A 23,014-nucleotide genomic window follows, 5' to 3' on the forward strand; every position below is an offset into this window, starting at 1 on the left:
CACGTTGGGGGTCGACGTTTTGCCTGACAAGGTGCGGTTCTGACCCCTGGGGGTCACAACCATCGCGCAGCTCAGTGCGGCTGCCAGGCGTCGTCGTCCGCGGTGCGGGAGGTGACCTCGTCGGGGAGCTGCTGGGTGGCGAGCTGGTCGATGGAGACCTTCTCGAAGACGTCGCGCAGTGCGTCGCGGGCCGCGATCCAGACGTGCTGGAGGACGTCGGCGCGCTCGTTGTAGGTGACCGCCTCGGGCCGCAGGCCGTAGACGCTGACCAGGGGGCCGTCGACCGCGCGGATCACGTCGGCGACCGAGACGTCGCCGGCTGACTTCGCGAGGCGCCAGCCGCCGGACTGGCCGCGCTGGGAGATGACGATGCCGCTCTTGCGCAGGTCGGCGAGGATCGCCTGCAGGAACCCGTGGGGGATCTCCTGCAGTCGGCCCAGCTCCTCGGCGCTGACGGCCTTGCCGTCCTCGCGGGCGGACATCTCGATGAGCGCGCGCAGGGCGTAATCGGACTTCGCTGAGACTCGCACGCGCCTAGTGTCCCAGATGATCCGATCCGTTCACTCGACATACGCCCGTCTAGGGTGGCGTGCCGTGGTGGAGGAGTACGACGTCGTCGTGGTGGGCGCCGGTCCCGCGGGCTCGTCAGCGGCTCGCGCGGCGGCCGCCGCCGGCCTGCGGGTGCTGCTGCTGGACCGGGCGGCCTTCCCGCGCTACAAGACCTGCGGCGGCGGGCTGATCGGTCCCTCGCTCCGCTCGATCGAAGGCGTGGCCGGACTGCCGGTCCGGGCCGACGTGCGCCGGTGCGGGTTCAGCTACCGGGGCGGTCGAACGGTTCTCCGGACGGCCTCGGCGCCCGTCATCCGGACGGTGCTGCGCCCGGAGTTCGACGAGTGGCTGGTCGCGGCGGCCGTGGCCGCCGGAGCGACGTTCCGGGACGGCTGCGCGGTCGGTTCGGTCGTGGAGGCCGGGTCGATCGCGACGGTGTCGACGACGTACGGCGAGGTCCGCGCCCGGACCGTGATCGCAGCCGACGGTGCGTCCGGTCGACTCTCCCGCCAGCTCGGCGTCCAGGTCGGCCGGGTCGACCTGGGGCTGGAGGTCGAGCTCGCCGCGCCTGCAGCGGTCGCGGCCGAGTGGGCCGACCGGATCCACCTGGACTGGGGGCCGCTGCCGGGCTCCTACGGCTGGGTCTTCCCCAAGGGTGAGACCCTCACCGTCGGCGTGATCGCCGCGCGCGGGGCCGGCGAGGCGACCCGCGCCTACCTCCGCGACCTGCTGCGATGGCAGGGCCTGGACGGGCTGGACGTGGTGCAGGACTCCGGTCACCTGACCCGGTGCCGGACGCCGGGGTCGCCGGTGGCCGGCGGCCGGCTGCTCGCGGTCGGGGACGCTGCCGGACTGCTCGAGCCGTGGACCCGTGAGGGCATCTCGTTCGCGCTGCGGTCCGGCAGTGCGGCCGGAGCCGCGTGTGCCGCGGCCGATCCGGCGGCCGCCTATCGCGCGGCGCTGGAGGCCGAGCTGCTGCCGGAGATGGCGGCGGGGGAGAGGTGTTTGGTCGCCTACGAGCGGCGGCCGCGGGCCTTCCACGAGCTCATCACGCGAACGCCGCTGGGCTGGCGGGGCTTCGTCCGCCTGGCCTCGGGCGAGACCACGCTCGATCGGGCGATGGCACACCCGAGCGTGCGGCTCGGGCTGGGGCTGCTCGGGCGCTGAGGTGGTGCGGCGCGGCGAGGGAGAACCGAAGGCAGCGCGGGGAAACTGAAGGCGATCGGCATCCGATCCGCCCGCCAGCGCGCCGATCGCCTTCAGTTTCCTTCCGCTGCGCTATCCCGGCGCCTACCCCGGCGCCATCCCACGGCGAGCCGAGGACTCAGCGGTAGTTCTGGAACTGCACCGCGAAGTCGAAGTCCTCGCCGCGGACCAGCTGCTGCACCGCCTGCAGGTCGTCGCGCGACTTGGAGGAGACCCGCAGCTCGTCGCCCTGGATCTGCGCCTTAACCGACTTGGGGCCCTCGTCGCGGATCAGCTTGGCGATCTTCTTGGCGTTCTCGGTGGTGATGCCCTCCTTGAGGGTGATGTCGATCTTCGACTGCTGGCCGGACTGGCGCGGCTCGGAGGCGTCGAGCACCTTCAGCGACACGTCGCGCTTGACCAGCTTGCCCTTGAACACGTCGAGGACGGCGTTCGCGCGGTCATCGGCGGAGGCGGTGATCTCGATCGCGCTCTCACCCTTCCACTCGATACCGGCGTTGGTGCCCTTGAAGTCGAACCGCGTGGCCACCTCGCGGGCGGTCTGGCCGAGCGCGTTGTCCACCTCCTGACGGTCGAACTTGCTCACGATGTCGAACGACGAGTCCGCCATGGCTGCTCCGTTTTCTCTTGAGGGCGCTGACTGGGCTATTCTTCCGAACCGTTGCAGTTCCCGCCTAGTCGGGGCGCGACATGGCAGGTTGCCCGAGCGGCCAATGGGAGCGGACTGTAAATCCGTCGCGAAAGCTTCGAAGGTTCGAATCCTTCACCTGCCACGCTTCACACGGAAGGGCCCTCGACCTGCGGAAACGCTTGGTCGGGGGCCCTTCTGCGTTGTCCGGGTGGATCCGGCTGTGGATGGCTCTCCACGGGCATCTGTGCCCTCTACGTGCCCGCGTTTCGGTTTCGGGGTTCGCGCGGAGACGGCCTGAGGGCTTGGTCGATGCGCTCCACAGCTGCGCCCTCGCGGACCTCGCCGTTCCAGATCTGCACGTCGTACGAGAGATCCGCGGACGTCATCCGACATCCTCGTGCGCCTCAAGCCGGCGGTCCAGATCGGCGCGCTGGATCCGGATGCCGCCGTTCGGCAGCTTGATGCAGCACGGCGCCGTCTTCGCGCCGCGGTAGTCGTAGAACGTCGATCGTGCGACGCCCAGCTCGTCGCACGCGTCGCACTCTCAGTCGGGAGCTGCACGGTGGCCGCGTCCGAGGAGGTCGATGCCGGGGGAGTGAACGGTGCCGGTGGCCTACCGACACCGCCCAGTCATTGATTCTCCCTATAGATGGAAGGTGTCTTTCATTTATAGGTAGCGATGGGCCGGCTCTCATGCCGATCTTCAGGTCGCAGCACCAAGCGGAGCTGCTGACCTGGCTGCTTCTGCATCCTGATCGGGAGTATGGCGTCGCCGAGCTCGCCCGGCGACTCGGGGTGCCGCTGTCGACGCTTCACCGCGAGATCGTCCGGCTCGATGAAGCGGGGCTCCTGACGAGCCGCATGCAGGGGCGCAATCGCCTCGTGCGCGCCGGCATCGATCACCCTGCGGCCCCGGCGCTCGCGCGGCTGCTGCAGCTGTCGTTCGGACCACGCGCGGTGATCGAGGAAGAGTTCGACATTCCTGGTGCGGAACAGGTCGTCATCTTCGGCTCCTGGGCGGCCAGGTACGCCGGCGAATCGGGCCCACCCCCGCACAACATCGACGTCATGGTCGTGGGCACGGTTGATCGCGCTGATGTCTACGACGCGGCCGATCGTGCGCACGAGCGCCTGGGCATCGAGGTCAACCCGGTCGTTCGAAGCTCGGAATCCTGGCGCGAGGCCAGCGATGCCCTGGTCGCTCAGATCAAGGCAAGCGCGCACACGACCGTAAGCTCAGCTGAGGCGGCGGTGGGTGCCTGATGGCGCGGTGGAAGCGCGGCGAAGCCGAAGTCGGGGAGCTGATCGCAACCGGCCAGCTCCAGAAGCTGACCGGCGAGGCGGTGCCGGAGGCCCTCCGGCACCGGCGGCGACAGCGGCACCGCCGGTGACAACCGATTCCGGCTTACGATGTGCATGTGACCCGCCTCGACCGCATCACCTCGAACCCGGACATCTGCCACGGCCAGCCCGTGGTTCGCGGTCTGCGCTACCCGGTGTCGATGCTGCTCGAACTTCTCTCGTCCGGGATGACCTTCGAGGAGATCCTCGACGACTACGAGGACCTGGAGCGAGACGACCTCCTGGCTGCCCTTGAGTTCGGCGCCATGACGACTCGCGGTCACATCCAGCCTCTCGGCGCAGCGTGAGGTTCCTGGTCGACGCCCAGCTCCCGCGTCGACTCGTTCGGGAGCTGAACGCGATGGGGCACGACGCGATCCATACCCTCGATCTGCCGAAGCGGAACGCGACGCCCGACGGCGACATTGCGGATCTGGCGGACCGTGAGGGCCGCCTCGTGGTGACCAAGGACGTCGACTTCCTGAACAGCCACCTGGTTGGCGGCACTCCGCGACGGCTCCTGCGGGTCCTGACCGGTAACATAAGCAACTCGGAGTTGCTGACGCTGTTCCGAGCGAACATCGCCGCCATCGAGGAACGCTTCGTCGATTCCGATCTGATCGAGCTCTCGGCCGACACCCTCGTCAGTCACCCACGGCGTCCGTGAACATCTTCGTTCCGCGGCACGACCTCGGCACGGCCTGAGCCGCTCAAACTCCGTACGCTCAGAACGTGTCGCTGCTCGACCGCATCTTGACCGACCCGGAGGTCGTCCACGGCCGCCCCGCGGTTCGCGGCACCCGGATGCGCGTCAGCGACGTCCTCTCGCTCCTCGCTTCGGGCGCCGACGAGGCCGAGATCCTTGCGGACTACCCCTACATCACGGCCGAGGACATCAAGGCGTGCGTTGCGTACGCCGCCGCGCCGCCGACCACCCTGTTGTGATCGCATCCTGAGCGAGGCGGTTCCTGGTCGACGCCCAACTGCCACGCGCTGACTCAACCGGTGCTACCTCCCCTCCGCTCATGCCAGTCCGCCGTCGGCCTTCTCTTGCTTCATCCGATCCTTCGGCCCTCTCGCGCCAACTCCTCCAAAAACGTCACACGCATGGCAGATCGGGGGATACGTCGTTCCGAGTGGCTCGCGTGCTGCACCTGAGAGGGCTGAGCAACGCACGCGTCACATGCAAGACCTGGGGCAGGCCGCTGCCGCCGAAGACGGGCAAGGGCAGGAACCGCGTGTACTGCGGCGATGCCTGCCGCAATGTCGCGTACCTCGAACGTCGGGGCGAGTCGCGGCCGCCCGCGCCGGCCGTCACGCCAGCGACGCTGGAGCTAGGAGTACGCCTATGAGGTCGAGCACGTCGAGCGGCTCCGCCCGCGCGACTGCGCCGAGATCGATCGCTGGATTGAGATGGGCCAGAGGTTCGACGAGATCATCGATTCGCCCGTGATCCTCGCGCGCTTCATGGACGAGCTGCTGTGCCGCATCGCGCGGAGCGCGCTGATGGAGGACTACCGGAACCAGCGGGCGATCAACCAGCTCGTCGTCATCTACTTCATGGTCGGCCGGATGACCGACGGCGACTTCACGCTGCCCGCCATCGCTCAATAGCGCCGACTCGGTCGCACAGCTAAGGGCTGCCGCGGATGTGCGGTGGTCCGTGCGCACAGCTGTGCGAGAAGCGGGAGGAGCGACGCTCGCACAGACCGTTAAGCCAGCGGTCCGAAGGTCCCCTCGCTGACCGGCTCATCGAAGGTGATGTCGAGATACTCGATGATCTCGGCGGGCTCTCCGCCGACGAGCTTGGTGATCCGCATCAGAGTCGACGTCTCCTGATCGACGCAAAGCCGAAAGTCTCTGCCTCCACTGATCATGTCGAAGAACTCCGCTCCGGGGAGTCGCCCTTCGTGAGCATCACCGTCCTTGGGGGTCGCGACGACCACGTCACACGGACGCCCCGCGACGGTCTCGATTGCGCCGGTGGCGCTCAAGTCGAACCCGTCGGGAACTGCATGTGGCCTAAGCAGAAGTACGAAGTCGGCGCCGCCGTGAGTCGAATCGGGGTTGCCGTCGTTGGTCTGGACGACGCGGCCCTTGCGAGTCCAGAACCATGGTTCGTCGACGACCACCAGATCGGGCAGCCACTCTTCGCCGGTTCGCGATATCGCCTCGGCGCGGCGTTGCCGACCGTTGTCAGCAGCGCATACGCGGAGGACGTGCTCGACTTGCGACTCAAGGTTGGCTTCGCCGTCGGTGCGCACGGCGGTGACGACGAGGGTCGAGGCTGCCGGGCTGTGGCGGCTTCCGGCCGGCTCATCAAGGTGGTGCCAGTCTCTGAACGCCCGCGTGGTGAGCTCGCCGTGCCGCCAGGTCCGGAACGTGCCGCGCACGGTGGTCCACCGGTTGTGCGCGGTCTGGAGTCGTTCCGCGAGCTCTTCTTGCTCTGCCACGATGCGAGCGTAAGCCGAAACGACACGACCCGGTCGCAAGATACTTGCGCGACGTTGTCCGGCCCGGGACCGACAGCCATCAGCAGATCCGGCATAGCCGCCTCGCGGCGGTGTGACGCGCCTGGGCCCAATAGTGCGCCAGCGGGCGGCACATACGCCATCCGTGCGACCACCGCCCTTCAAGCGGGACCTCTGGTACACACTTTGCTCGTGGAGGGCGCGGAGACGATTCACGACGAGGACATCAGGGCCGTCGTACGCGCACTTCTGGATCAAGGTGACTTCCTGGGCAAGCAGGAGCTACTCGCCCAGATTGAAGGTCTCACGTACGTCGATGGTCCGGTCGACTGGCTGCATCTGATCGTCAACAGACGGTGCCCCGCTTCCGCAGCTGAGAGCCCAGTGCCCATCATGCCGACGGTGCTCGACGAGGCGGGGGAGCCGTATGGCGGTCTGCTGCTGTGGTTGGACGCCGAGGGCTACATCGACTACCTGGAGTACTTCTGGATCTTCGGCGACATCCCGCCCACCCGCCTGCAGTCCCCCGATCAGATCGTTAAGGGACCCTGACGGTCTCCGCGACGAATGCGCAAGCTCCGGTGTGCGGTCGCTAGTCGGTCGGCCTCGCAGGTGCGGCGGCAATGCGATGGATGGGCGCACCTTCACCCGTGCGCTGAAGTTGCAGCGAGTGCATGTCCCGCAGCGCGCTCCGGGACGGCGACAGCGTGCCTACCCGGAACAGGCGACGTTCTCCGTGTCGCTGAGCGCCGCGGGCGTATGCCTGGGAACGTGTCGCATCGTGGGTTTCCGTCGACGGCGCCACATTTTCGAGGCAACCCGCATATAGAACGTGTGCAGCGCGTGGCGTTCTGGGCGGAGTGCAGCAGGGAGCCAGCCCTAGGACGTTCGCCGCAACCGAGCGCAGACATGGAGCTCGCTCACTCGGGAGGAAGTTGTCACTGACCTCCCCGCCGTGCGGAGCGACGAAGCAGAGCACGCCGCGCCCTATACGCGCCCGAGTTTTGACTTTCCGGCTGTCGGCAACGCTCGAAAATGAGGCCGATGCGACGCTCGAAAACGAGGCCACCGTTCGTTGCTGTTCAGTCTGCCGTGTCTTGGGTTCTGATGCTGGGCAGGGTGTCGATTCCGCGGTTGCGTAGCCGGTAGCTGGCGCCCTTCAGGGTGAGGACGTCGGCGTGGTGGACGACGCGGTCGATCATCGCTGCGGCGACGGCCTGGTCCCCGAAGACGCCGCCCCAGCCGCTGAAGGGCAGGTTGGATGTGAGGATCAGCGAGGCGTGCTCGTAGCGGCTGGACACGAGCTGGAAGAACAGGTTCGCGGCGTCCTGTTCGAAGGGGTAGGTAACCGACCTCGTCGACGATGATCAGCCCGTAGCGCCGCAAGCGTGCGAGCTCTTGGGGTAGCCGGCCGGCGCGGTGGGCGTCGGCGAGCCGGGTGACCCACTCGGTCGCGGTCGCGAACAGCACTCGGTGCTCGTGGTTGGCGGCAGCGATCCCTAGGCCGGTGGCCAGGTGGGTCTTGCCGGTGCCTGGCGGGCCGAGCAGCACGACATTGCGGGCTTCTGTGAGGAATCCACCGCATGCCAGCGATGCGATCTGCTGTCGCACGGCTGGTTGGGCGTTCCAGTCGAACTCCTCGATCGTCTTCCTGGCGGCGAACCCGGCGGCGCGGATCCGCGGCTGGGCACGGGATGCGTTCCTCGCGGCGACTTCACGGTCGAGTACCGCGGCGAGGTACTCCTCGTGGGTCCAGCCGGCGTCGCGGGCGTGGTCGGCCAACCGGACAGCAGATTCGGTGATCCGGGGCGCCTTCAGCGCGGATGCGAGGTAGGTCAGCTGCTTGAGCGCCTCGGTGCTGCCGGTCGTCGGCTTCGCCGTTGTCATCAGGCCACCTCCTCGGCTGTGGAGTCGACCAGGCCGAAGGCGCGGTCGTAGTCGGAAAGGTCGCGCACCAATCCCTCGTATGGATCTGGTGCTGAACGCGGCTGCTGATACTGCTCGCGCAGCACCTTCGCTGCGGTGACATGCGCTGGGTCGGTGATCGTCTGGCCTTGTGCCCATACCCGGTCATGGGCCGCGACGATTCGTCCCTCGTGGTGCACTTCGACCCGCGCCAGGTCCGCGGACACGTCGACGAACCGGCCGATCACCGCCGGGTCGACCGAGTAGTCACTGCTGTCGATGCGGACGTAGTAGTCCCCAGCCGGACCCGGTTGATCCAACCCACCGCCGGCGGCACTGGTGGTAGGGGCAGCATCGCGGCACGGTCAACATCGAGCCGGTCCATCGGCTTGGCCCTGATGGTGCGCACGATCCGGGCGTTCGCGATGGTCAGCCACTCGCTGAGTTGGGTGTTTAAGTCGGCCGGGCTGGCGAAGTCGCGACCGGGCATGAAGGAGGTCTCGAAGTAGCCGTTCCTGCGTTCGACCAGGCCCTTCGATTCGGGGTCGTGGGGCTTCAGGCGCTGCAGGCTGGTGGCCAGGATGCCGGTGAACGCGCCGACGCCGTAGGCGTGCCGCTTGCCGCGGCCGATGCCTGACTCGTTGTCCCAGATCAGCCGCCGTGGCACCGCACCGAGCTGTTGAAGCAGCTCCCACATCCCCAGCAAGAGATCGGCGGTGTGCCGGGTCGGGATCATCCTCGCGAGGATGAAACGCGAGTGCGCGGCCGCGATCACCAGCACCGGCAGCAGCACCTTCGAGCCGTCCTCGAGCGGGATCTTCCTGGGCGGGAATTACAGGTCGCACTGCGCCGCATCACCCGGCAGCCAGGTCACCGGTCCGAGGGGTCGAGGGGACGAAGCTCAGGTCGCAGCCGCCCGAGGTTCTCGCCGAACCAGGTGATCGATCCGGTCCAGCCGACTCTTCGGCGATGACCGTAGCCGGTATGTCCGGCGTCGCGGCGAGCAGTTGCCGTGCGAGTGGCTCGAACGGCGTGAACGAGGTCGGCCCCGTCGGCCGCTCGTACTTCGGCGGTCGGTCTAAGGCCAACGCCCGTTTGACCGTGGACCTGCCGTCCCCAGATCCCCTGCGACCTGCCGCTGCGGAACACCGTCCGCGACCAGCCGCCGGATCAGAGCCCAATCCTCCACTGAGATCACCCATCCAATCTGTCTGGGTGGCCTCGGTTCCGACCGTCGCTATGGCCTCGTTTTTCAAGAGTCGTCGACAACTGGTTGCGAATTCAGCGCGTTGCGACCAGCCGAGCCCTAGAGGACAGGGCGGAACCGGGCAACGCTCTGCTTCCGCCAACGTCGTCCCGTCAGGTAAATATCAGCGAAACTAGTTCGTTGACTAATGCATCGATTGCCAGTACCTTCCTCCCGGGTGCACCGAAAGAACTCCGTGGCAACCCGCGGAGTTCATTACCCTATTGGAGCGCCCTGTGGTCAACCTGCCGCACCACCGCCGCCGCCTCGTTAGCATGCTTGCGATTAGCAGCTTGATACTCGGCGGGACCGCGTCTCTAGATGCAACTCGAGCGCGCGCCGAAGCCGCGACCGTGCATGAGCGCGCGTCACTCGTCAAGTCGCCAAAGTTGAAGACACCGACCGCCCTACGAGCACATCAGGCTCCCACATCTGCCCCGGCAGCGACTGTTGAGCACCTAAGCCATGAGATCACGGCCGATCGAACGGCCACGACTAGCACATGGCAAGATAGTGACGGATCGCTAACTATTAAAAGCTACGCCCACCCGAAATTCTACAGGCCGACTAGGTCAGCGACTTGGCAGAAGATTGATCCCACACTCACTCGCACCAAGATCGCGCCAGGCCAATGGTCTTCTGGTGCAAATAATTGGCACGTGCACTTCGGTCCGATTGACGGAACAGACTCATTTGAAAGCATTGACGTGCTCGACCGAAGTGTCGGGATACGCCCGATCGCAACACAAACAGCGAAGGAAGAGATCAAGCCGGAGGTGAGCGACGCCGCGGCGGTATACCGGGACGCGTGGCCGGAAACCGATCTCCATGAGGTGGTGACTTCGGATTCTGTAGAAGAAAGCATCATCCTAAAAAACCGGCAAGCGGCGGCGCATTATTCATTCAAAGTCGAAGGTGCTACGGTCCACGAAAACACTAATGGTAGTCTGGACCTTCGGCGCGGCGGCCAGACTCTGGGAACGATCCACGCTCCAACGATTGCTACATCAGCTCCGTCGTCCAAGCACAACCTGAAAGTTAGCACGCAGCGACCATCGGGGTCTCCCGGTATCACAGCCAGCGGAGTGCATTACCGTGTTGCGGGCGATACGATCTCTGTGGAAATCTCGCGCTCATGGCTCACTGGCGTCAGCGAATCGGCGTTCCCCATCGTGATTGATCCATCGTTTGTTCCGGCGACGCCGTCGAGAGCATCGCAGGCAAAGTCATTTTCAACATCCGGTGGGACCTCCAACGGCAGCGTGGTTGTTGGCCAAGCGGGAACCGGCCCAAGTTGGGACGGCGCGGCCTACATCGCAACTCCGGCAACACCAACCCGTGCGTTGGGGCAACAGGGCTGGCAGATGACAGACGCCGAGCTTTCGGCGACATGCGCCAGCCACATCTGCCCGATGGAATATGGAGAGATCACGGGCCTCAACAGCTTGCCGACTAACTGGTCGGGCGTGCTCAACGGAGAGTTGCTCGCGCAGAATCTTACCGGGGCACCAGCGAACGTAATTTCTGGTCCTGTCACCCGTTGGTTCGTCGCGCATCCCTCGGGGTCGTGGTTTGGATTTTACGCGCAGGGAATAGACACCAGCGAGCAAACGGGCAACCAAAGCTACGCCTCCGTCACATTACCGGAAGCAAACATCTACGCTTCGTTCGTGTATTACCAGGAACCGGCCGCACCACAACTCATTTCGCCCACTCAGGGCAGTGTCGTGGCAACATCGACGCCCACGTTTACTGCGAGTACGACGGACACCGAGATGTGCAAGTACGACTCTCCGTTGCCGACAAGCGATGGAGTGATGTGCGACCAGCCACAGAACGTGACATACGACTTCAAGGTTACTCAAACCGAATTTGGGTACGCGGATGGACAGATCGTCGCGGATTCCGGTTGGATCCAGCAACCGTTCACGCTCGGCGCAGATTCTGGTCCTGAGGGTCACGAGGTGAGAACCTCTGACCCGACATGGGCAGTACCGCCAGGTTCCCTCGTGGATGGTGCAACGTACTGGGTCAGTGTGCAGGCAGCCGACTCGAATCAAAACCCAGAGGCAACTGGACCGGAAGTCATTGCTCCACCTGCCAACCCGCGAACCCCAACTGAGATCACGGTGAAGCTCCGCGCTGGTGGCGGAGGTCCCAGTTCCATGGACAGTGTCGGCGCTGCCCCTGGGCAGACGTCGACCCCCAGCCAGGGCTCACCGTCTCCCGGTGCCGCAACAGCAACGGAATCCGTGAATCTCACGACCGGAAACTTGGTACTTTCGGCGCAAACTCCGCACATGACCACCCTTGCGGGCCCGGCTGGCGTCACGCTTACCTACAATTCGATCGGGTCCTCTATCGATACGGGGTCTCAGTACGGCCTGACCGCCTCCTATTATCTCGACACTGGAAATCACAGCTATCCCTCGACAAGCGTTGGCACGGCGGTGACGCCATCGATTGATACGGTATCCGATTCGTTCACGCGGACACAGCCTCCGATCGGTGGCCTTCCGGCACTAACGCCATACCTGGCAAAATGGCTCGGAACTGTGACTGTACCGACCGGAACTTGGCAGCTAGGCGGCCTTGCCAGCGGAGGGATGCGCATCTATCTCGACGGTTCTTCCACGCCGATATTCGATGACTGGGACGGGACGAGGAAGTCCTTATCGTTCGGATCCGGAGTGGCCGGTGGCGCGCATCAGATCGAGGTTGACGCTTGGGATCCTGCGCAGGCGACTCAGATCCAGTTATGGGCGAATAATTTAACGGACCCCACTTCTCCGGTGCCGAGCGTCGTTCCGTCGTCGTGGCTTAATCCACACGCTAACGGCTTGCCCGTTGGTTGGACACTTGGAACAGGCGCGACTGCCCAATGGACGTCAATCTCAGACATGGGAGAAATTGTCGTGCTTCGGAGTCCGTTGGGGGCGACTGAGGCATTCGTTCCGAATGGCGACGGGACCTATACTCCGGCAAGCGGAGGAAATGATTCGTTATCGTTGGCAGATGGGGCGTTTCAACTAAATACCACAGACGGATACATGTATCGGTTCTCGACGGGCGGAGAACTTCTCGCAATGTCGACAGTGGCAGACGACCTGCATCCGACTGCTTTACAATACGCTTACGGACCAGAATCTGCGACGACCGGCTCCCCGCTCGTACTACAGGAAATCCGAGACCCAGTTTCGAATAGAACCATCGACCTGTCGTATGGAGCTTCGAGCGCCTGCGCGGTTCCCAATGCTTTTGCCCTATTGTGCGCGGTAAAATACTGGGACGGAACGCACACTAGCTTTACTTACAACGCAAACGCAGAACTGGCAGAGGTTGACAACCCGGGGAACAGCGACACTGTATATGGCTACGACTCAGATAACCGCCTCGACGATATCCGAGACTCGCTGGCAAACGACGAGATATCCGCTGGTGAAATCTCGGGCGAAGACTGTTCAAACGAAAATAGACAGTGCGCGTTCGACACTTGGATAAGCTACGACAGTATGGGAAGGGTCAGCTCGATCCTGGAGCCCCAGACTGGTACCAAACCAGACCGGGCATCGCGAAGCTACGTCTATTCATCGTCAAGTACTTCAGCGGGGGCGGGCTCGACTTCCGTTTCAATCGGCGGGTATGATCCATCGTCCGGATATGACGAAAAGGTCGACCATGACGCCGAAGGCCGAATTTCGGCACAACTGTCAGCAGACGGCACCACCAATTACGTAACCTGGGATTCTCAAGATCGGCCCATTATGTCCGTTCGAGATGGCGAGCAAACCAGCCAGGTGTATGACGAGGAGTCGAACGTCACCGATAAGTATGGTCCGGCGCCGGTCGCTTGCTTCGACGCGGCCTCGATGCCGTCAGGAGTAACGGCGAATGGTCCTGCAATCGGTTATCGGCCGCTCGCTGACTCGTCAAGTGCTGAAGGTTGCGGTGTTGTGGTGCCTCATGCCACTAACACCTACGACGAGGGGCTCAGTGGGCTCGCGGCAGAGTACTGGCCGAACGGCGCGGAGTCCGGCTCCCCCGTGCTTCACACCACCGGTGTGGATGCACCAGCCTCAGCGTGTCAGGAGTCCTCGGCAGACTCGAACTCGACGAGCCTGTGCGCGAAGTGGCCGTCCGGGTCCACGCCGGCGAACATTGGCACTGATACTGACCACCAGTGGTCAATGCGTCTGACGGGAACGATCAGTTTGCCCAGCAGCGGCCAGTGGATGATGTGTGTCTTCAACTCCTCGAATCTTAATCTTACTGTCGACATCGACGGATCGTTGGAGACCACCACTGACGCATACGTGACACCCGACTCGGCGAACGAGGGCTACTACCACGGTCCTCCGCCAGCGAGTATCGCAGAAAACAACACCCAATTTTCCGGATGGTTGTCACCCTCCTGCGGGTATGGATTTGAAGAAGACCCGATCTACCGATCTCTGTCGGCAGGAGTCCATTCGATATCGGTCGACCTCCAAGAATCGTCAGCGTCAACGACAGGGTTTGACGTAATGCTTTTGGCCCCCGGCAGCAGCACATTGGCGGAGGTGCCGCTTTCATCCCTGAGTCCTGGATACGGGCTGAGCACGTCGGCGGTCGACCCAGACGGACTGCGGACGAGGACGACATATTCGGCTGAGAACTTGGGCCCGGAATACGGTTTGCCGACTGCGGAGACAGCTGGAGCGGGCACTGGGGCAGCGACTACCACGACTACGACTTACGAGCCGCCATCGGCAGGATATCTCCGTCGCACCAGTTCGACCCTTCCCAGCGGGGCGACTACCACCTACGACTATTACTCCGGCATCGGTGGACCAGTTGCGGCCGTGTGTGGAGTGTCGTCCGACACGCCACAAGGCGGCCAAGTTGAGGCTGAGACGGAGCCCGGCGCCAACGGCGGAGCCGGACGCGAGCAGCAGTTCGTTTATGATGCGGCCGGCCGGCAAGTCGGCCGTCGTGTCGGACCAGCAGCATCTATCACTTCGGCACTATGGCAGTGCACCGCGTACGATTCTCGGGGCCGGGTTACCTCGGTGACGATTCCTGCGAACGCAACTTCAGCAGCTCGCACCGTTTCGTACGGCTACAACGTTGGCGGAAACCCTGCCACTAGTAGTGTTTCCGACGGGTCTGGAACGATTAGCTCGACGGTCGACCTCCTGGGGCGGCCGGTTAGTTACACGGATGCGAGTGGAACCACCACTGCCACGATGTATACCCGATCGGGCCTAGTCGCGGGCACAGCGGGCCCGCAGGGCACCATCGTGCCGCTCATCAACTCCGAAACAAGCAAAGTGGACGCAACATATGTGAATGGTACGCGGGTTGCTTCGATGACGTATTCCGGCCCCGGCGGGCAACTCAGCGGAGTGCTGTACGGCAACGGTGATTCGGCGGCGATAAGTTATGACGCCTTCCAGCGCGAGGATGAAGTTCTGTTCAACGACGATTCGAGCGGGGGGTTCATTAGCGGCGAAAAGATCTCGAGATCTGCTGCGGGTCGGATTGTCACCGACTTGCAAGATGTTGACGGCACGCAGCTGACCAATCCGAACCCAGCAGGAGTCGACGCGCCGGATTATGTTTACGACGGCTCGGGACGTTTGGTTTCGGCTTACGAATCGGACGGGCTTGCGGTTTTCGGTTATGGAACAAACAGCCCGTCAGAGGGATGCGTCAACTCTTCGCAGGGTGCAGACACAAACCGGACGAGCGTCACAATTCACCATATCTCGGGTTCGTCGTCGACTACCGATTACTGCTACAACATGGCCAATCAGTTGGTCTCATCCATGACTGGCTCTCGTGTGTCGTCGAACTACGCTTATGACGGGAGAGGCAATCAGACGGAAGACGATGGCATGTCGCTCACGTGGGATTCTTCCGGTCGTCTTGCAACCACGACGACGGCTTCCGGCATGACGACGACATATAGTTACGATGCGGTCGATCGCGTAACTCGGGTTCAAAGCGGTAGCGATGTAGTTCAGTATGTCTATGCTGGATATTCCGACGTTGCATCGGAGGCAATCGCTGGAACGACGAGGATGCTGCAGGTCCCTCTTGCTGGTGGCGTCGTGTTGAGTTTGGCGAATGTTTCGAGTAACGATGTTTGGTCGTTCTCGGATCTAAAGGGGAACCTTGTTGCGTCGGCCGACGACTCGGGTGCAGTCATTGGATCGCCAGCCACGTACGACCCGTGGGGTCGTCTAATCAGTGGCCAGGCGCCGAGCAACACCGGCGGTACGGATCAGCTTGGCGCGAACGGCGCGTTCGGCAAAACCACGGATTCGTCCTCAGGGCTAATTATGCTGGGCGCACGTGCTCTCAATCCCTCCGAGGGCCGTTTCATGACTGTAGATCCTGTTGAGGGTGGATGTGCGAACCCTTATACTTATAGCTTTGGTGACCCGATAAATCATCCGGACCTGACCGGCCGAGACGGTTGCGATTCCTCCGGTCTTCTCGCGGGTATGATCTCCATAACCTTGGGCATCACTTCAATGGCCATCGCCGTTAGTGTAGGTGCGGAAGCAGTCCCGCTACTGGTGGCTCTAGGGGCCACTGGTCTGTTGGCGGGTGCTTATGCGACCTATACCGACCGCAGTTGTATGCAAGGTAATGACGACGCGTGCCCAGGCTTTATTCTTGGTGCGGCCGGAACCGTTCTTTCGCTCCCGAGTCTTGCACCGGGATTGCCGGACATCGTTGGCCTGCCCGCCTCTGCTGCCGGCATCTCACTGGGCACAGCAGGAACTATCGCCGACCTAGTCTCCGGGTACGGGAGTGCCGTGTGCAGCGTGGAAGGCGTAATTCATGACATTGGCACCGGCATCGGTGATCTCATCGGAGGCGTTGCCGGATTCCTCGGAAATCTGTTTTAGAGGCGATGGTGGTTGGGTTGAGTTTGGAAAGCATGGCGCCAGCGCCGTTCCACGCGCTGAGTCTGCCGGAGAGAAGGCTCGCCGTTCGTTACTTTGCTGTTTACGTAGATCGGCTGCATCGGGGACTTCCGGCTAGGCGGGGTCAGTCCGAATTAGCGTGTGCCCAGGCTGCCTGCGCTCAGGCGCTAAGATGGCGAACAGTTCCTATCGGCCTTCTTGGCGCTATTGGCCTGGTTCTGTTGACGGCGCATCTCGGTTCTTGGGGCATTTGGTCAGGCGTCGTGCTCATTTTGGTCTTTATTGCCGGAACGATACATGCTGTCATGGTTGCGCAGAAACAAGTCCAATACTTTCGGAATGCGTCTGATCGATAGGAATTGTCGTGTGCCCATGCAGTGCTTGAAGCGTGGCAGATCCCGTATGGTTGCCGAGAGCAGCGGACGCCGCGCTCATCGCCATTGGCCGACGTGCGTAGCGTGGCGGAGCCCTGTAGCGGGTTCCACTGGCGGTCGTAGACGTCGACTATGGCATCCGAGCTGTGACGGGTCACCAGGCGTACGGCGCGGGTTGAGGCTCCTGCGCGCCGGCCCTGGGTGACCAGGCCGGCGCGCAGCGAGTGGTAGCCGTACAGGTCGGCTCGATAGCCGGCGGCGTCGAGGCGGGTCAGGATCATCTCCCCCAGCGCATTGCCGGTGATGCCGCGCAGCCGCGGCGCCTCACCGGTCCCGCCGGCGGACACCAGGTTCCCCGAGGTCCAGGTCGGCGTTGCGATCGTGGCGGTGCGCCGGTTGCGGTAGGTCGCTCGCAGCACGGGCTGCTCGGCAGCCAGCGCTGGGGAGTCCGGAAGACCTGCCCGGCAGATGTGGGTCGTGCACTCCGGCTGATGGGTCTGGTGGTTGAACAGGATCCGCATCGTCTCCCGACGCTGCTCTGAAGCGTCTAGATCGGGATCGGAGGCAATCGCGACCAGGCCTGCCCAGTGGACGTAGGCACACGCGACGCAAGTGCGCGTTGCGGACCCGTAGGGCACGGCTATTAGGGAGGGCTTGGCGTTGTCCTGGTTGGCCTTCGACTTGCCGACGGTGATCCACAACCCGTCGTGCGGGTGGAGCTCGACCTGGCCGAAGCGCAGCGCGGCCACCTCCGAGCGGCGCAGTGCCGCGGCCCACCGCAGCCACGGTGCGAGGGTGTCGCGCTGTCGCGCGCGGCCGAGACGCCGGCCGCGTAGATGTCGTGCTCCATCGTATCGATGAGGGTGAGCAGGTCCTGCGGCAGCAGTGGCCGCTTGCGGACCACGGGCCCCTGGCGCTTGCTGGCCAGCCCGAAGAGGGGTCTGCTGAACGAGTAGGGGACTTCCAGATCGGCTAGGACGAGGGTCCTGGCTGGAAGGATGGTCCATCGTGGCTGGCAGGTATCCCAGAGAGTTCAAGGATGACGTGATCCGGGTCGCCCGTGATTGCGGTCCGGGTGAGACTCTCGAGCAGATCGCGCACGACTTCGGTGTGCATCCGGTGACACTCTCGAAGTGGATCCGTGAAGCCGATGTCGAGGACGGCATCAAGCCCGGCCTCACGAAGGACCAGGCCGCCGAGCTGCGGGAAGCAAGGCGCCGGATTCGGCGTCTGGAGCAGGAGAACGAAGTACTTCGCCGGGCGACGGCGTATCTGTCGCAGGCTAATCTCCCGGGAAAAGGCTCTACCCGCTCGTGAGAGACCTCGCGGCGAGCGGTGTGCCCGCGCAGGTCGCCCTGGAGACGCTCGGACTGGGTCGCTCGCCCTACTACCGCTGGCTCAAGAACCCCGTCACCGATTCGGAGTTGAGCCAGGCCTACCTCGCGAACGCGTTGTTCGACGCCCACCGAGACGACCCGGAGTTCGGCTACCGGTTCCTCTTCGACGAGGTTAGCGACGCCGGCCACGAAGTGTCAGAGCGCACCGTATGGCGGATCTGCTCGGACAACGGCTGGTGGAGCGTGTTCGGAAAGAAGAAGCGCGGCAAGAAGGCCGGCGGAAACAGGGTCGGCGCGCCCGCGCATGAGGACCTGGCATGAGGACCTGGCATGAGGACCTGGCATGAGGACCTGGTGCGCCGCGACTTCAGCGCCGAGCGGCCCAACCAGCTGTGGTTGCCCGACTTGACCGAGCACCGCACGGCCGAAGGCAAGCTGTACCTCTGCCGCGATCAAGGACGTCTGGTCCAACCGCATCGTCGGGTACTCCATCAGCGATCGGATGGAGTCCAAGATCGCTGTCGACGCGCTCAACAACGCGGTCGCCAGGCGTCGGATCGATGGCATCGGGGTTGATGGATGTCGTCTGCATTCTCATCGCGGGTCGCAATTTCGCAGCCGGAAGCTGCAGCAGGCGTTGTGGCGTCATCAGATGCTCGGATCGATGGGCCAGGTCGGCTCTGCTGGCGACAACGCGGCGATGGAGTCGTTCTTCAGCCTGCTGCAGAACAACGTCCTCAACCGCCGTCGCTGGGACACCCGAGAGGAACTCCGCATCGCGATCGTGTCCTGGATCGAGCGGACCTACCACCGCCGTCGACGCCAAGACCGGCTCGGTCGGTTGACCCGATCGAGTTCGAAATCATGATGAGCAAGGCCGCCGATCAGGCAGCGTAATCAGAAGTCCCCTGATCGTTCAGCAGACCCAAGGTTCGAATCCTTCACCTGCCACCGTGTGATGTCTCAGGACATCGCGGACAGCGGACCTACGGAAACATAGGTCCGCTGTTTGGTTTTTGGGTGGTGTTGCGGGCTGGGCCGGGTGGTCGTCCGGTGGGCTGGTAGTCGCGGTTGGGGTCGATGGTCAGTTCGCGGAGGAGTTCACCGGTGGCGGCGTTGATGATGCGGACGTTGAGGTCTTCGACCAGGAGCAGGACGTAGGTTCCGGCGTAGGTTCGCCCGATGCCGATGTGGCGTAGTCGCCCATTGATGCGCAGGGCGACGTTGCCGGCTTTGCTGATCTTGTCGGTGCGGACCCGGTCGTGGGTATCGGCGCTGCGGTCGCTGCCGGGGGCGGCTTTGGGGCGCGCGTGGTAGGTCGTGGCTGGGGTTGCTCGGCGTGGCAGCGAGCGGTGTGGCAGCGAGCGGTGTGGCCGGGTGGTGTTGTACTCGATGGCGAAGCGGTCCAGCAGGGTCTGGAGTTGGTTGATGGTGGCCGCTGGGTGGTTGGGCGCGCAGCCAGTTCTTCATGGTCTGTTGGAAGCGTTCGACCTTGCCGCAGGTGGTGGGGTGGTTCGGCCGTGAGTCTTCTGGGTGATGTCGAGTCGGCGCAGCTCATGTTCGAGCATGCTGCGGCCACCGCGTCCGCCGGCGAAGCGGACGGTGTAGACCATGCCGTTGTCGGTCAGGGTGGATGCGGGATAGCCGTGTTGGCCTGCGGCGATGCGGAAGGTGTCGGCCACGATCTTGGCGGTGATCCGGAGGTGTGCGCTGATGTGCAGGGCGTAGCGGGAGTGGTCGTCGAGTCAGGTGATGATCTCGACGTCGGCGCCCGGGGTGCCGTCTTGTTGGGTAAGGCGGTAGTGGGTGAAGTCCGATTGCCAGGTCTCGTTGGGCTGTTCGGCGACGAAGCGGATGTAGGAGGACTCGGGGCGCTTACTCGGGTCGGGTGCTATCGCGTTGTTGCGGGCCAGGATCCGGTGGATCGTGGCGCGGGACAGATTCAGCCTGTGGTGGTGTTGCAGGTGCCAGGCGATGGTCTCCGCGCCGGCGTCGTGTCCAGCCTCGGTGAGCTGTTTGCGCAGCGCGCGCACGAGGTCGACCACCACTGTGGGTGTCGCGTTGGGACTGGTCTTGGGGCGTCGCGAGCGGGGTTCGAACGCCGCTTCGCCGTCGGTCTTGTAGCGGCCCAGGAGCTCATAGAGCCACGATCGGGACACGCCGTAGTCGCGGGCGACTTCGGTCACGGAGCGCTTCTCCACAATGACGGCGGTGATGACCAGGCGGGCCTTTGACATCCCGCACACCTACCGCGAGGTGTCATGACACCTGCCCGTCGCATGGGGCGAGGTGCCCGGTATTTCCTGAGACACCCTGTCCGGGGTGTCGTGCGACATGTGTCCGGTATCTCCTGAACCAGGATCCTTCACCTGCCACCGGATGATGTCTTCAGGACATCGGCGAGAACGGACCTACGGAAACGTAGGTCCGTTCGTCATTTCCGAAGGGTCCGGGTGGGCCGTCCCGACAGGGCTCGCTGATCAGCGGCCGTTCCGCACGGTCGAGCGCGTCACCCCGGCCACGATCAGGTCGGCGAGCAGCCGGTAGGCGGCGGCGTCGTCGAGGGAGGTGGCGGACTTGATCTCGCCGCGCTGGATGGCCGCCATCACGGTCCCGGCGACAGCGCCGACGAAGGCAGCGTCCAGGCTCGCGCTGGCATCCGCCTCCCGGTTCGCCGTCGCCACCAGTTCTTGGACGCGGGCAGCGGCGATCGCGGTGTTGCGCAGGTAGATCTCCCGTGCGGGCTCGAACGCCTCGAGGTCGGTGAAGAAGGCCGGCGAGGCCGGTGCGAGCTGGGCCGAGATGGCTTCGAGGTAGGTGCCGATCCGGGCGATCGGGTCGTTCTCCTCGGCGATGCGTGTCTCGACCGCCTCGGTCGCGCGGCGGAAGAAGTCGCGCACGACGGCCACGATGAGCTGCTCCTTGCTGGGCGCGACCTGGTAGAGCGTCGACTTCGAGCACTGCAACCGCGCCGACCAGTCCTCGATGCTGGCGATGCGGAACCCCTCCGCGAGGAAGAGGGCCACGAGACCGTCGAGCAGCTCGTCCCGCCGAGCCGAGCGGCGGGTGGTCGTTCCTAGCGTCACCATACCGAAAACCGTACCAGCGTCGCGACGGGAGTACAGTGATGAGTACCGCAACCCGAGGGGACGCCATGCCCGCAGAGCGACTGATGCCGACACCGGAGTCGACCGACCTGATCGAGCTCACCCGCGCCATCGCCGCGCGCGAGCTGGCTCCGTACGTCGACGAGGCCGAACGCGCCCACCGCTTCCCTCGCGAGGCCTTCCGGGCCCTGGGCCGTGCCGGCCTGCTCGGGTTGCCCTACCCCGAGGAGTACGGCGGCGGTGAGCAGCCGTACGAGGTCTACCTCCAGGTGGTCGAGGAGATCGCCTCGGCCTGGGCGGCGGTCGGCGTCGGCACGAGTGTGCACGCGCTGTCCTGCTTCGGCCTCGCGCAGGCCGGGACCGAGGAGCAGCGCAACACCTGGCTCCCCGACATGCTCGGCGGTGAGCTGCTCGGTGCGTACTGCCTCTCCGAGGCCCATGCAGGCTCGGACCCGGCGGCGATGCGGACCCGCGCCGTGCGGCACGGCGACGAGTACGTGATCGACGGCGCCAAGGCCTGGACCACCCACGGCGGCGAGGCCGACTTCTACAAGGTGATGGCGCGCACCTCCGACGACGGCGGCCGGGGGATCTCCTGCTTCCTGGTGCCGGCGGACACGCCGGGGCTGCGCGCGGACGCGCCGGAGGACAAGATGGGGCTGATGAGCTCCACCACCGCCACCATGCTCTTCGACGGTGTCCGGGTGCCGGCCGAGCGGCGCCTGGGTGCCGAGGGCCAGGGCCTTCCCATCGCGCTGGCCGGGCTCGACTCCGGTCGGCTGGGGATCGCCGCCGTCGCCACGGGAGTGGCCCAGGCCGCGCTCGACGTGGCGGTGAGCTATGCACGCGAGCGCGAGGCCTTCGGCCGTCCGATCATCCAGCACGAGGGCCTGGCCTTCCTGCTGGCCGACATGGCCGCGGCGGTCGAGTCCGCCCGGGCGACCTACCTGCACGCCGCCCGGCTCAAGGATGCCGGCCGGGCGTTCTCCCGGCAGGCGTCGATCGCGAAGATGGTCGCCACGGACAACGCGATGAAGGTCACCACCGACGCCGTCCAGGTGCTCGGGGGCGCCGGATACACGCGCGACTTCCCGGTCGAGCGCTACATGCGCGAGACCAAGGTGATGCAGATCTTCGAGGGCACCAACCAGATCCAGCGTCTGGTGATCAGCCGCACCCTGGGCTGACGGCCGGCCTCGAGGGGTCGCGCCTCAGAGATCGAAGCTCGGCACCGCCGGCGCCTCGGCCTGCAGCGCAGCGCTGATGGCGTGCATGGCGGCGCGGGCCGCCTTCTGAGCCTGGGCCGGATCGTCGTGTACGTCGGGGGCGTGGTCGCCCACGGTCTCCAGGATGGCGATCGCCAACCGCGCGGTGACGACACTGAAGATGTCGCCGTGCGGGCGGCCGAGTCGCTCGGCGACGGCCTCCTCGAGCTCGGTGCGCTCCTGGCGGACCTCGTCGTGCAACCGCATCTTCGCCGCCGGGGCTACCGCGAGGATCTCGAAGATGGCCCGGCGCTCTGCCATCTCGGCGCGGGGCGCTGTCATCAGTGCCTCGATGGCGTGCCCCAGTGCCTGTTCGAGCGGCTCCTCCGCGGGTCGTCGGCGGAACTCGGCCACCAGGTGGCCACGCAGGCTCAGCGGCGTGACGAGCAGCATCTCCTTGGTCGGGAAGTAGCGGTAGAGGGTCGAGGTCCCCACCTCGGCCGCTGCAGCGATCTCCTCCATGGTCGTCGCGTCGTACCCCTGCGTCTCGAAGAGGCGCAGCGCGGCTCTGAGGATCGTGTCGTGCGTCCGCGCCGCCTTCATCTCGCGCAAGCCCATGGTGGTGAAGATAACAGACACTATCTTTTGGTAGTAACTCCCACATTGGTTACGCTCAGGGTGCCGTCGGTCCCCGGTCGACGTGCCGTACGCATCCGACGAAGGGG

19 protein-coding genes, 1 tRNA gene and 4 pseudogenes are annotated in these 23,014 nt (G+C 64.7%); 11 read left to right on the plus strand and 13 right to left on the minus strand.

Features of this window, described 5'->3' with window-relative positions; all coding sequences use genetic code 11:
* Positions 1–71: 71 nt before the first annotated feature.
* A complete protein-coding gene (locus P5P86_RS03865; protein ID WP_280609970.1) occupies positions 72–530 on the minus strand; it encodes an RrF2 family transcriptional regulator in 459 nt (152 codons plus the stop codon).
* A gap of 64 nt (positions 531–594) precedes the next feature.
* On the opposite strand from P5P86_RS03865, the gene P5P86_RS03870 reads away from it, so the two are divergent.
* Positions 595–1,716 (plus strand): geranylgeranyl reductase family protein, encoded by a 1,122-nt coding sequence (locus P5P86_RS03870; RefSeq protein WP_280609971.1) that lies wholly within the window; start codon positions 595–597, stop codon positions 1,714–1,716.
* A gap of 157 nt (positions 1,717–1,873) precedes the next feature.
* Here P5P86_RS03870 and P5P86_RS03875 read toward each other — a convergent pair whose 3' ends face one another.
* On the minus strand, positions 1,874–2,365 hold the full coding sequence (locus tag P5P86_RS03875; RefSeq protein ID WP_280609972.1) for a YajQ family cyclic di-GMP-binding protein: 492 nt from the start codon (positions 2,363–2,365) through the stop codon (positions 1,874–1,876).
* A gap of 82 nt (positions 2,366–2,447) precedes the next feature.
* Between P5P86_RS03875 and P5P86_RS03880 the strand changes: the two genes are divergently transcribed.
* A tRNA-Tyr gene (locus P5P86_RS03880) sits at positions 2,448–2,528 on the plus strand.
* 240 nt (positions 2,529–2,768) lie between these two features.
* Here P5P86_RS03880 and P5P86_RS03885 read toward each other — a convergent pair.
* Positions 2,769–2,909 (minus strand): helix-turn-helix transcriptional regulator, encoded by a 141-nt coding sequence (locus tag P5P86_RS03885; RefSeq protein ID WP_280611208.1) that lies wholly within the window; start codon positions 2,907–2,909, stop codon positions 2,769–2,771.
* A 170-nt stretch (positions 2,910–3,079) separates the two neighbouring features.
* On the opposite strand from P5P86_RS03885, the gene P5P86_RS03890 reads away from it, so the two are divergent.
* The 5 genes from P5P86_RS03890 to P5P86_RS03910 all read left to right on the plus strand — a co-directional run bounded on the left by P5P86_RS03890 (position 3,080) and on the right by P5P86_RS03910 (position 5,341).
* Positions 3,080–3,649 carry a winged helix-turn-helix domain-containing protein gene (locus P5P86_RS03890; RefSeq protein ID WP_280609973.1) on the plus strand — a complete coding sequence of 190 codons (570 nt, stop codon included), beginning with the start codon at positions 3,080–3,082 and terminating at the stop codon, positions 3,647–3,649.
* A 155-nt stretch (positions 3,650–3,804) separates the two neighbouring features.
* A complete protein-coding gene (locus P5P86_RS03895) occupies positions 3,805–4,035 on the plus strand; it encodes a DUF433 domain-containing protein (protein ID WP_280609974.1) in 231 nt (76 codons plus the stop codon).
* A 53-nt stretch (positions 4,036–4,088) separates the two neighbouring features.
* Entirely contained in the window at positions 4,089–4,394 is a 306-nt protein-coding gene (locus tag P5P86_RS03900; RefSeq protein ID WP_280609975.1) for a DUF5615 family PIN-like protein, read from the plus strand.
* A 65-nt stretch (positions 4,395–4,459) separates the two neighbouring features.
* The gene (locus P5P86_RS03905) at positions 4,460–4,672 is read left to right on the plus strand and encodes a DUF433 domain-containing protein (RefSeq protein ID WP_280609976.1); all 213 of its coding nucleotides are present in this window, start codon (positions 4,460–4,462) and stop codon (positions 4,670–4,672) included.
* Positions 4,673–5,140: 468 nt separating this feature from the next.
* Entirely contained in the window at positions 5,141–5,341 is a 201-nt protein-coding gene (locus tag P5P86_RS03910) for a hypothetical protein (RefSeq protein WP_280609977.1), read from the plus strand.
* A gap of 98 nt (positions 5,342–5,439) precedes the next feature.
* Here P5P86_RS03910 and P5P86_RS03915 read toward each other — a convergent pair whose 3' ends face one another.
* Entirely contained in the window at positions 5,440–6,180 is a 741-nt protein-coding gene (locus P5P86_RS03915; protein ID WP_280609978.1) for a hypothetical protein, read from the minus strand.
* A gap of 210 nt (positions 6,181–6,390) precedes the next feature.
* On the opposite strand from P5P86_RS03915, the gene P5P86_RS03920 reads away from it, so the two are divergent.
* Positions 6,391–6,750 carry a hypothetical protein gene (locus P5P86_RS03920; protein ID WP_280609979.1) on the plus strand — a complete coding sequence of 120 codons (360 nt, stop codon included), beginning with the start codon at positions 6,391–6,393 and terminating at the stop codon, positions 6,748–6,750.
* Between the two features lie 530 nt (positions 6,751–7,280).
* Here P5P86_RS03920 and P5P86_RS03925 read toward each other — a convergent pair.
* From P5P86_RS03925 to istA, 3 genes and pseudogenes are all read right to left on the minus strand, one after another.
* Positions 7,281–7,499 (minus strand): ATP-binding protein, encoded by a 219-nt coding sequence (locus P5P86_RS03925; RefSeq protein WP_280609980.1) that lies wholly within the window; start codon positions 7,497–7,499, stop codon positions 7,281–7,283.
* Between the two features lie 79 nt (positions 7,500–7,578).
* Positions 7,579–8,085 (minus strand): annotated as a pseudogene (locus tag P5P86_RS20080) (ATP-binding protein); the annotation flags it as partial.
* Positions 8,085–9,301, minus strand: a pseudogene (gene istA / locus P5P86_RS20085) (IS21 family transposase). The pseudogenes P5P86_RS20080 and istA, both read right to left, overlap by 1 nt.
* Positions 9,302–10,008: 707 nt before the next feature.
* Here istA and P5P86_RS03940 point away from each other — a divergent pair.
* Positions 10,009–16,248: an RHS repeat-associated core domain-containing protein gene (locus P5P86_RS03940; protein ID WP_280609983.1), complete on the plus strand. Its 6,240-nt coding sequence runs from the start codon at positions 10,009–10,011 to the stop codon at positions 16,246–16,248.
* A 178-nt stretch (positions 16,249–16,426) separates the two neighbouring features.
* Here P5P86_RS03940 and P5P86_RS03945 read toward each other — a convergent pair whose 3' ends face one another.
* A complete protein-coding gene (locus P5P86_RS03945) occupies positions 16,427–17,389 on the minus strand; it encodes a site-specific integrase (protein WP_280609984.1) in 963 nt (320 codons plus the stop codon).
* A gap of 259 nt (positions 17,390–17,648) precedes the next feature.
* Here P5P86_RS03945 and P5P86_RS03950 point away from each other — a divergent pair.
* Positions 17,649–18,845, plus strand: a pseudogene (locus tag P5P86_RS03950) (IS3 family transposase).
* A gap of 118 nt (positions 18,846–18,963) precedes the next feature.
* Here the strand turns inward: P5P86_RS03950 and P5P86_RS20090 are convergent.
* The 4 genes and pseudogenes from P5P86_RS20090 to P5P86_RS03965 form a co-directional block, all read right to left on the minus strand.
* Positions 18,964–19,431, minus strand: a pseudogene (locus tag P5P86_RS20090) (integrase core domain-containing protein); the annotation flags it as partial.
* Positions 19,432–19,443: 12 nt separating this feature from the next.
* On the minus strand, positions 19,444–19,659 hold the full coding sequence (locus P5P86_RS03955) for a hypothetical protein (protein ID WP_280609985.1): 216 nt from the start codon (positions 19,657–19,659) through the stop codon (positions 19,444–19,446).
* 63 nt (positions 19,660–19,722) lie between these two features.
* On the minus strand, positions 19,723–20,214 hold the full coding sequence (locus P5P86_RS03960; RefSeq protein ID WP_280609986.1) for a helix-turn-helix domain-containing protein: 492 nt from the start codon (positions 20,212–20,214) through the stop codon (positions 19,723–19,725).
* A gap of 243 nt (positions 20,215–20,457) precedes the next feature.
* Entirely contained in the window at positions 20,458–21,066 is a 609-nt protein-coding gene (locus tag P5P86_RS03965; RefSeq protein ID WP_280609987.1) for a TetR/AcrR family transcriptional regulator, read from the minus strand.
* A gap of 65 nt (positions 21,067–21,131) precedes the next feature.
* On the opposite strand from P5P86_RS03965, the gene P5P86_RS03970 reads away from it, so the two are divergent.
* On the plus strand, positions 21,132–22,271 hold the full coding sequence (locus tag P5P86_RS03970) for an acyl-CoA dehydrogenase family protein (protein WP_280609988.1): 1,140 nt from the start codon (positions 21,132–21,134) through the stop codon (positions 22,269–22,271).
* Positions 22,272–22,295: 24 nt separating this feature from the next.
* Here the strand turns inward: P5P86_RS03970 and P5P86_RS03975 are convergent, their stop codons facing one another.
* Complete coding sequence (locus P5P86_RS03975) at positions 22,296–22,907, minus strand: TetR/AcrR family transcriptional regulator (protein WP_280609989.1); 612 nt, start codon at positions 22,905–22,907, stop codon at positions 22,296–22,298.
* Positions 22,908–23,014 lie beyond the last annotated feature (107 nt).

Origin of the sequence: Nocardioides sp. BP30 (assembly GCF_029873215.1) — a bacterium.
Taxonomy (GTDB): domain Bacteria; phylum Actinomycetota; class Actinomycetes; order Propionibacteriales; family Nocardioidaceae; genus Nocardioides.

Excerpts from the sequence above, each read along its gene's own strand:
- P5P86_RS03875 (WP_280609972.1), bottom strand. The coding sequence starts at position 2,365 with ATGGCGGACTCGTCGTTCGACATCGTGAGCAAGTTCGACCGTCAGGAG.
- P5P86_RS03890 (WP_280609973.1), top strand. The coding sequence starts at position 3,080 with ATGCCGATCTTCAGGTCGCAGCACCAAGCGGAGCTGCTGACCTGGCTG.
- P5P86_RS03900 (WP_280609975.1), top strand. The coding sequence starts at position 4,089 with ATGGGGCACGACGCGATCCATACCCTCGATCTGCCGAAGCGGAACGCG.
- P5P86_RS03910 (WP_280609977.1), top strand. The coding sequence starts at position 5,141 with ATGGGCCAGAGGTTCGACGAGATCATCGATTCGCCCGTGATCCTCGCG.
- P5P86_RS03960 (WP_280609986.1), bottom strand. The coding sequence starts at position 20,214 with ATGTCAAAGGCCCGCCTGGTCATCACCGCCGTCATTGTGGAGAAGCGC.
- P5P86_RS03965 (WP_280609987.1), bottom strand. The coding sequence starts at position 21,066 with ATGGTGACGCTAGGAACGACCACCCGCCGCTCGGCTCGGCGGGACGAG.
- P5P86_RS03970 (WP_280609988.1), top strand. The coding sequence starts at position 21,132 with ATGCCCGCAGAGCGACTGATGCCGACACCGGAGTCGACCGACCTGATC.
- P5P86_RS03975 (WP_280609989.1), bottom strand. The coding sequence starts at position 22,907 with ATGGGCTTGCGCGAGATGAAGGCGGCGCGGACGCACGACACGATCCTC.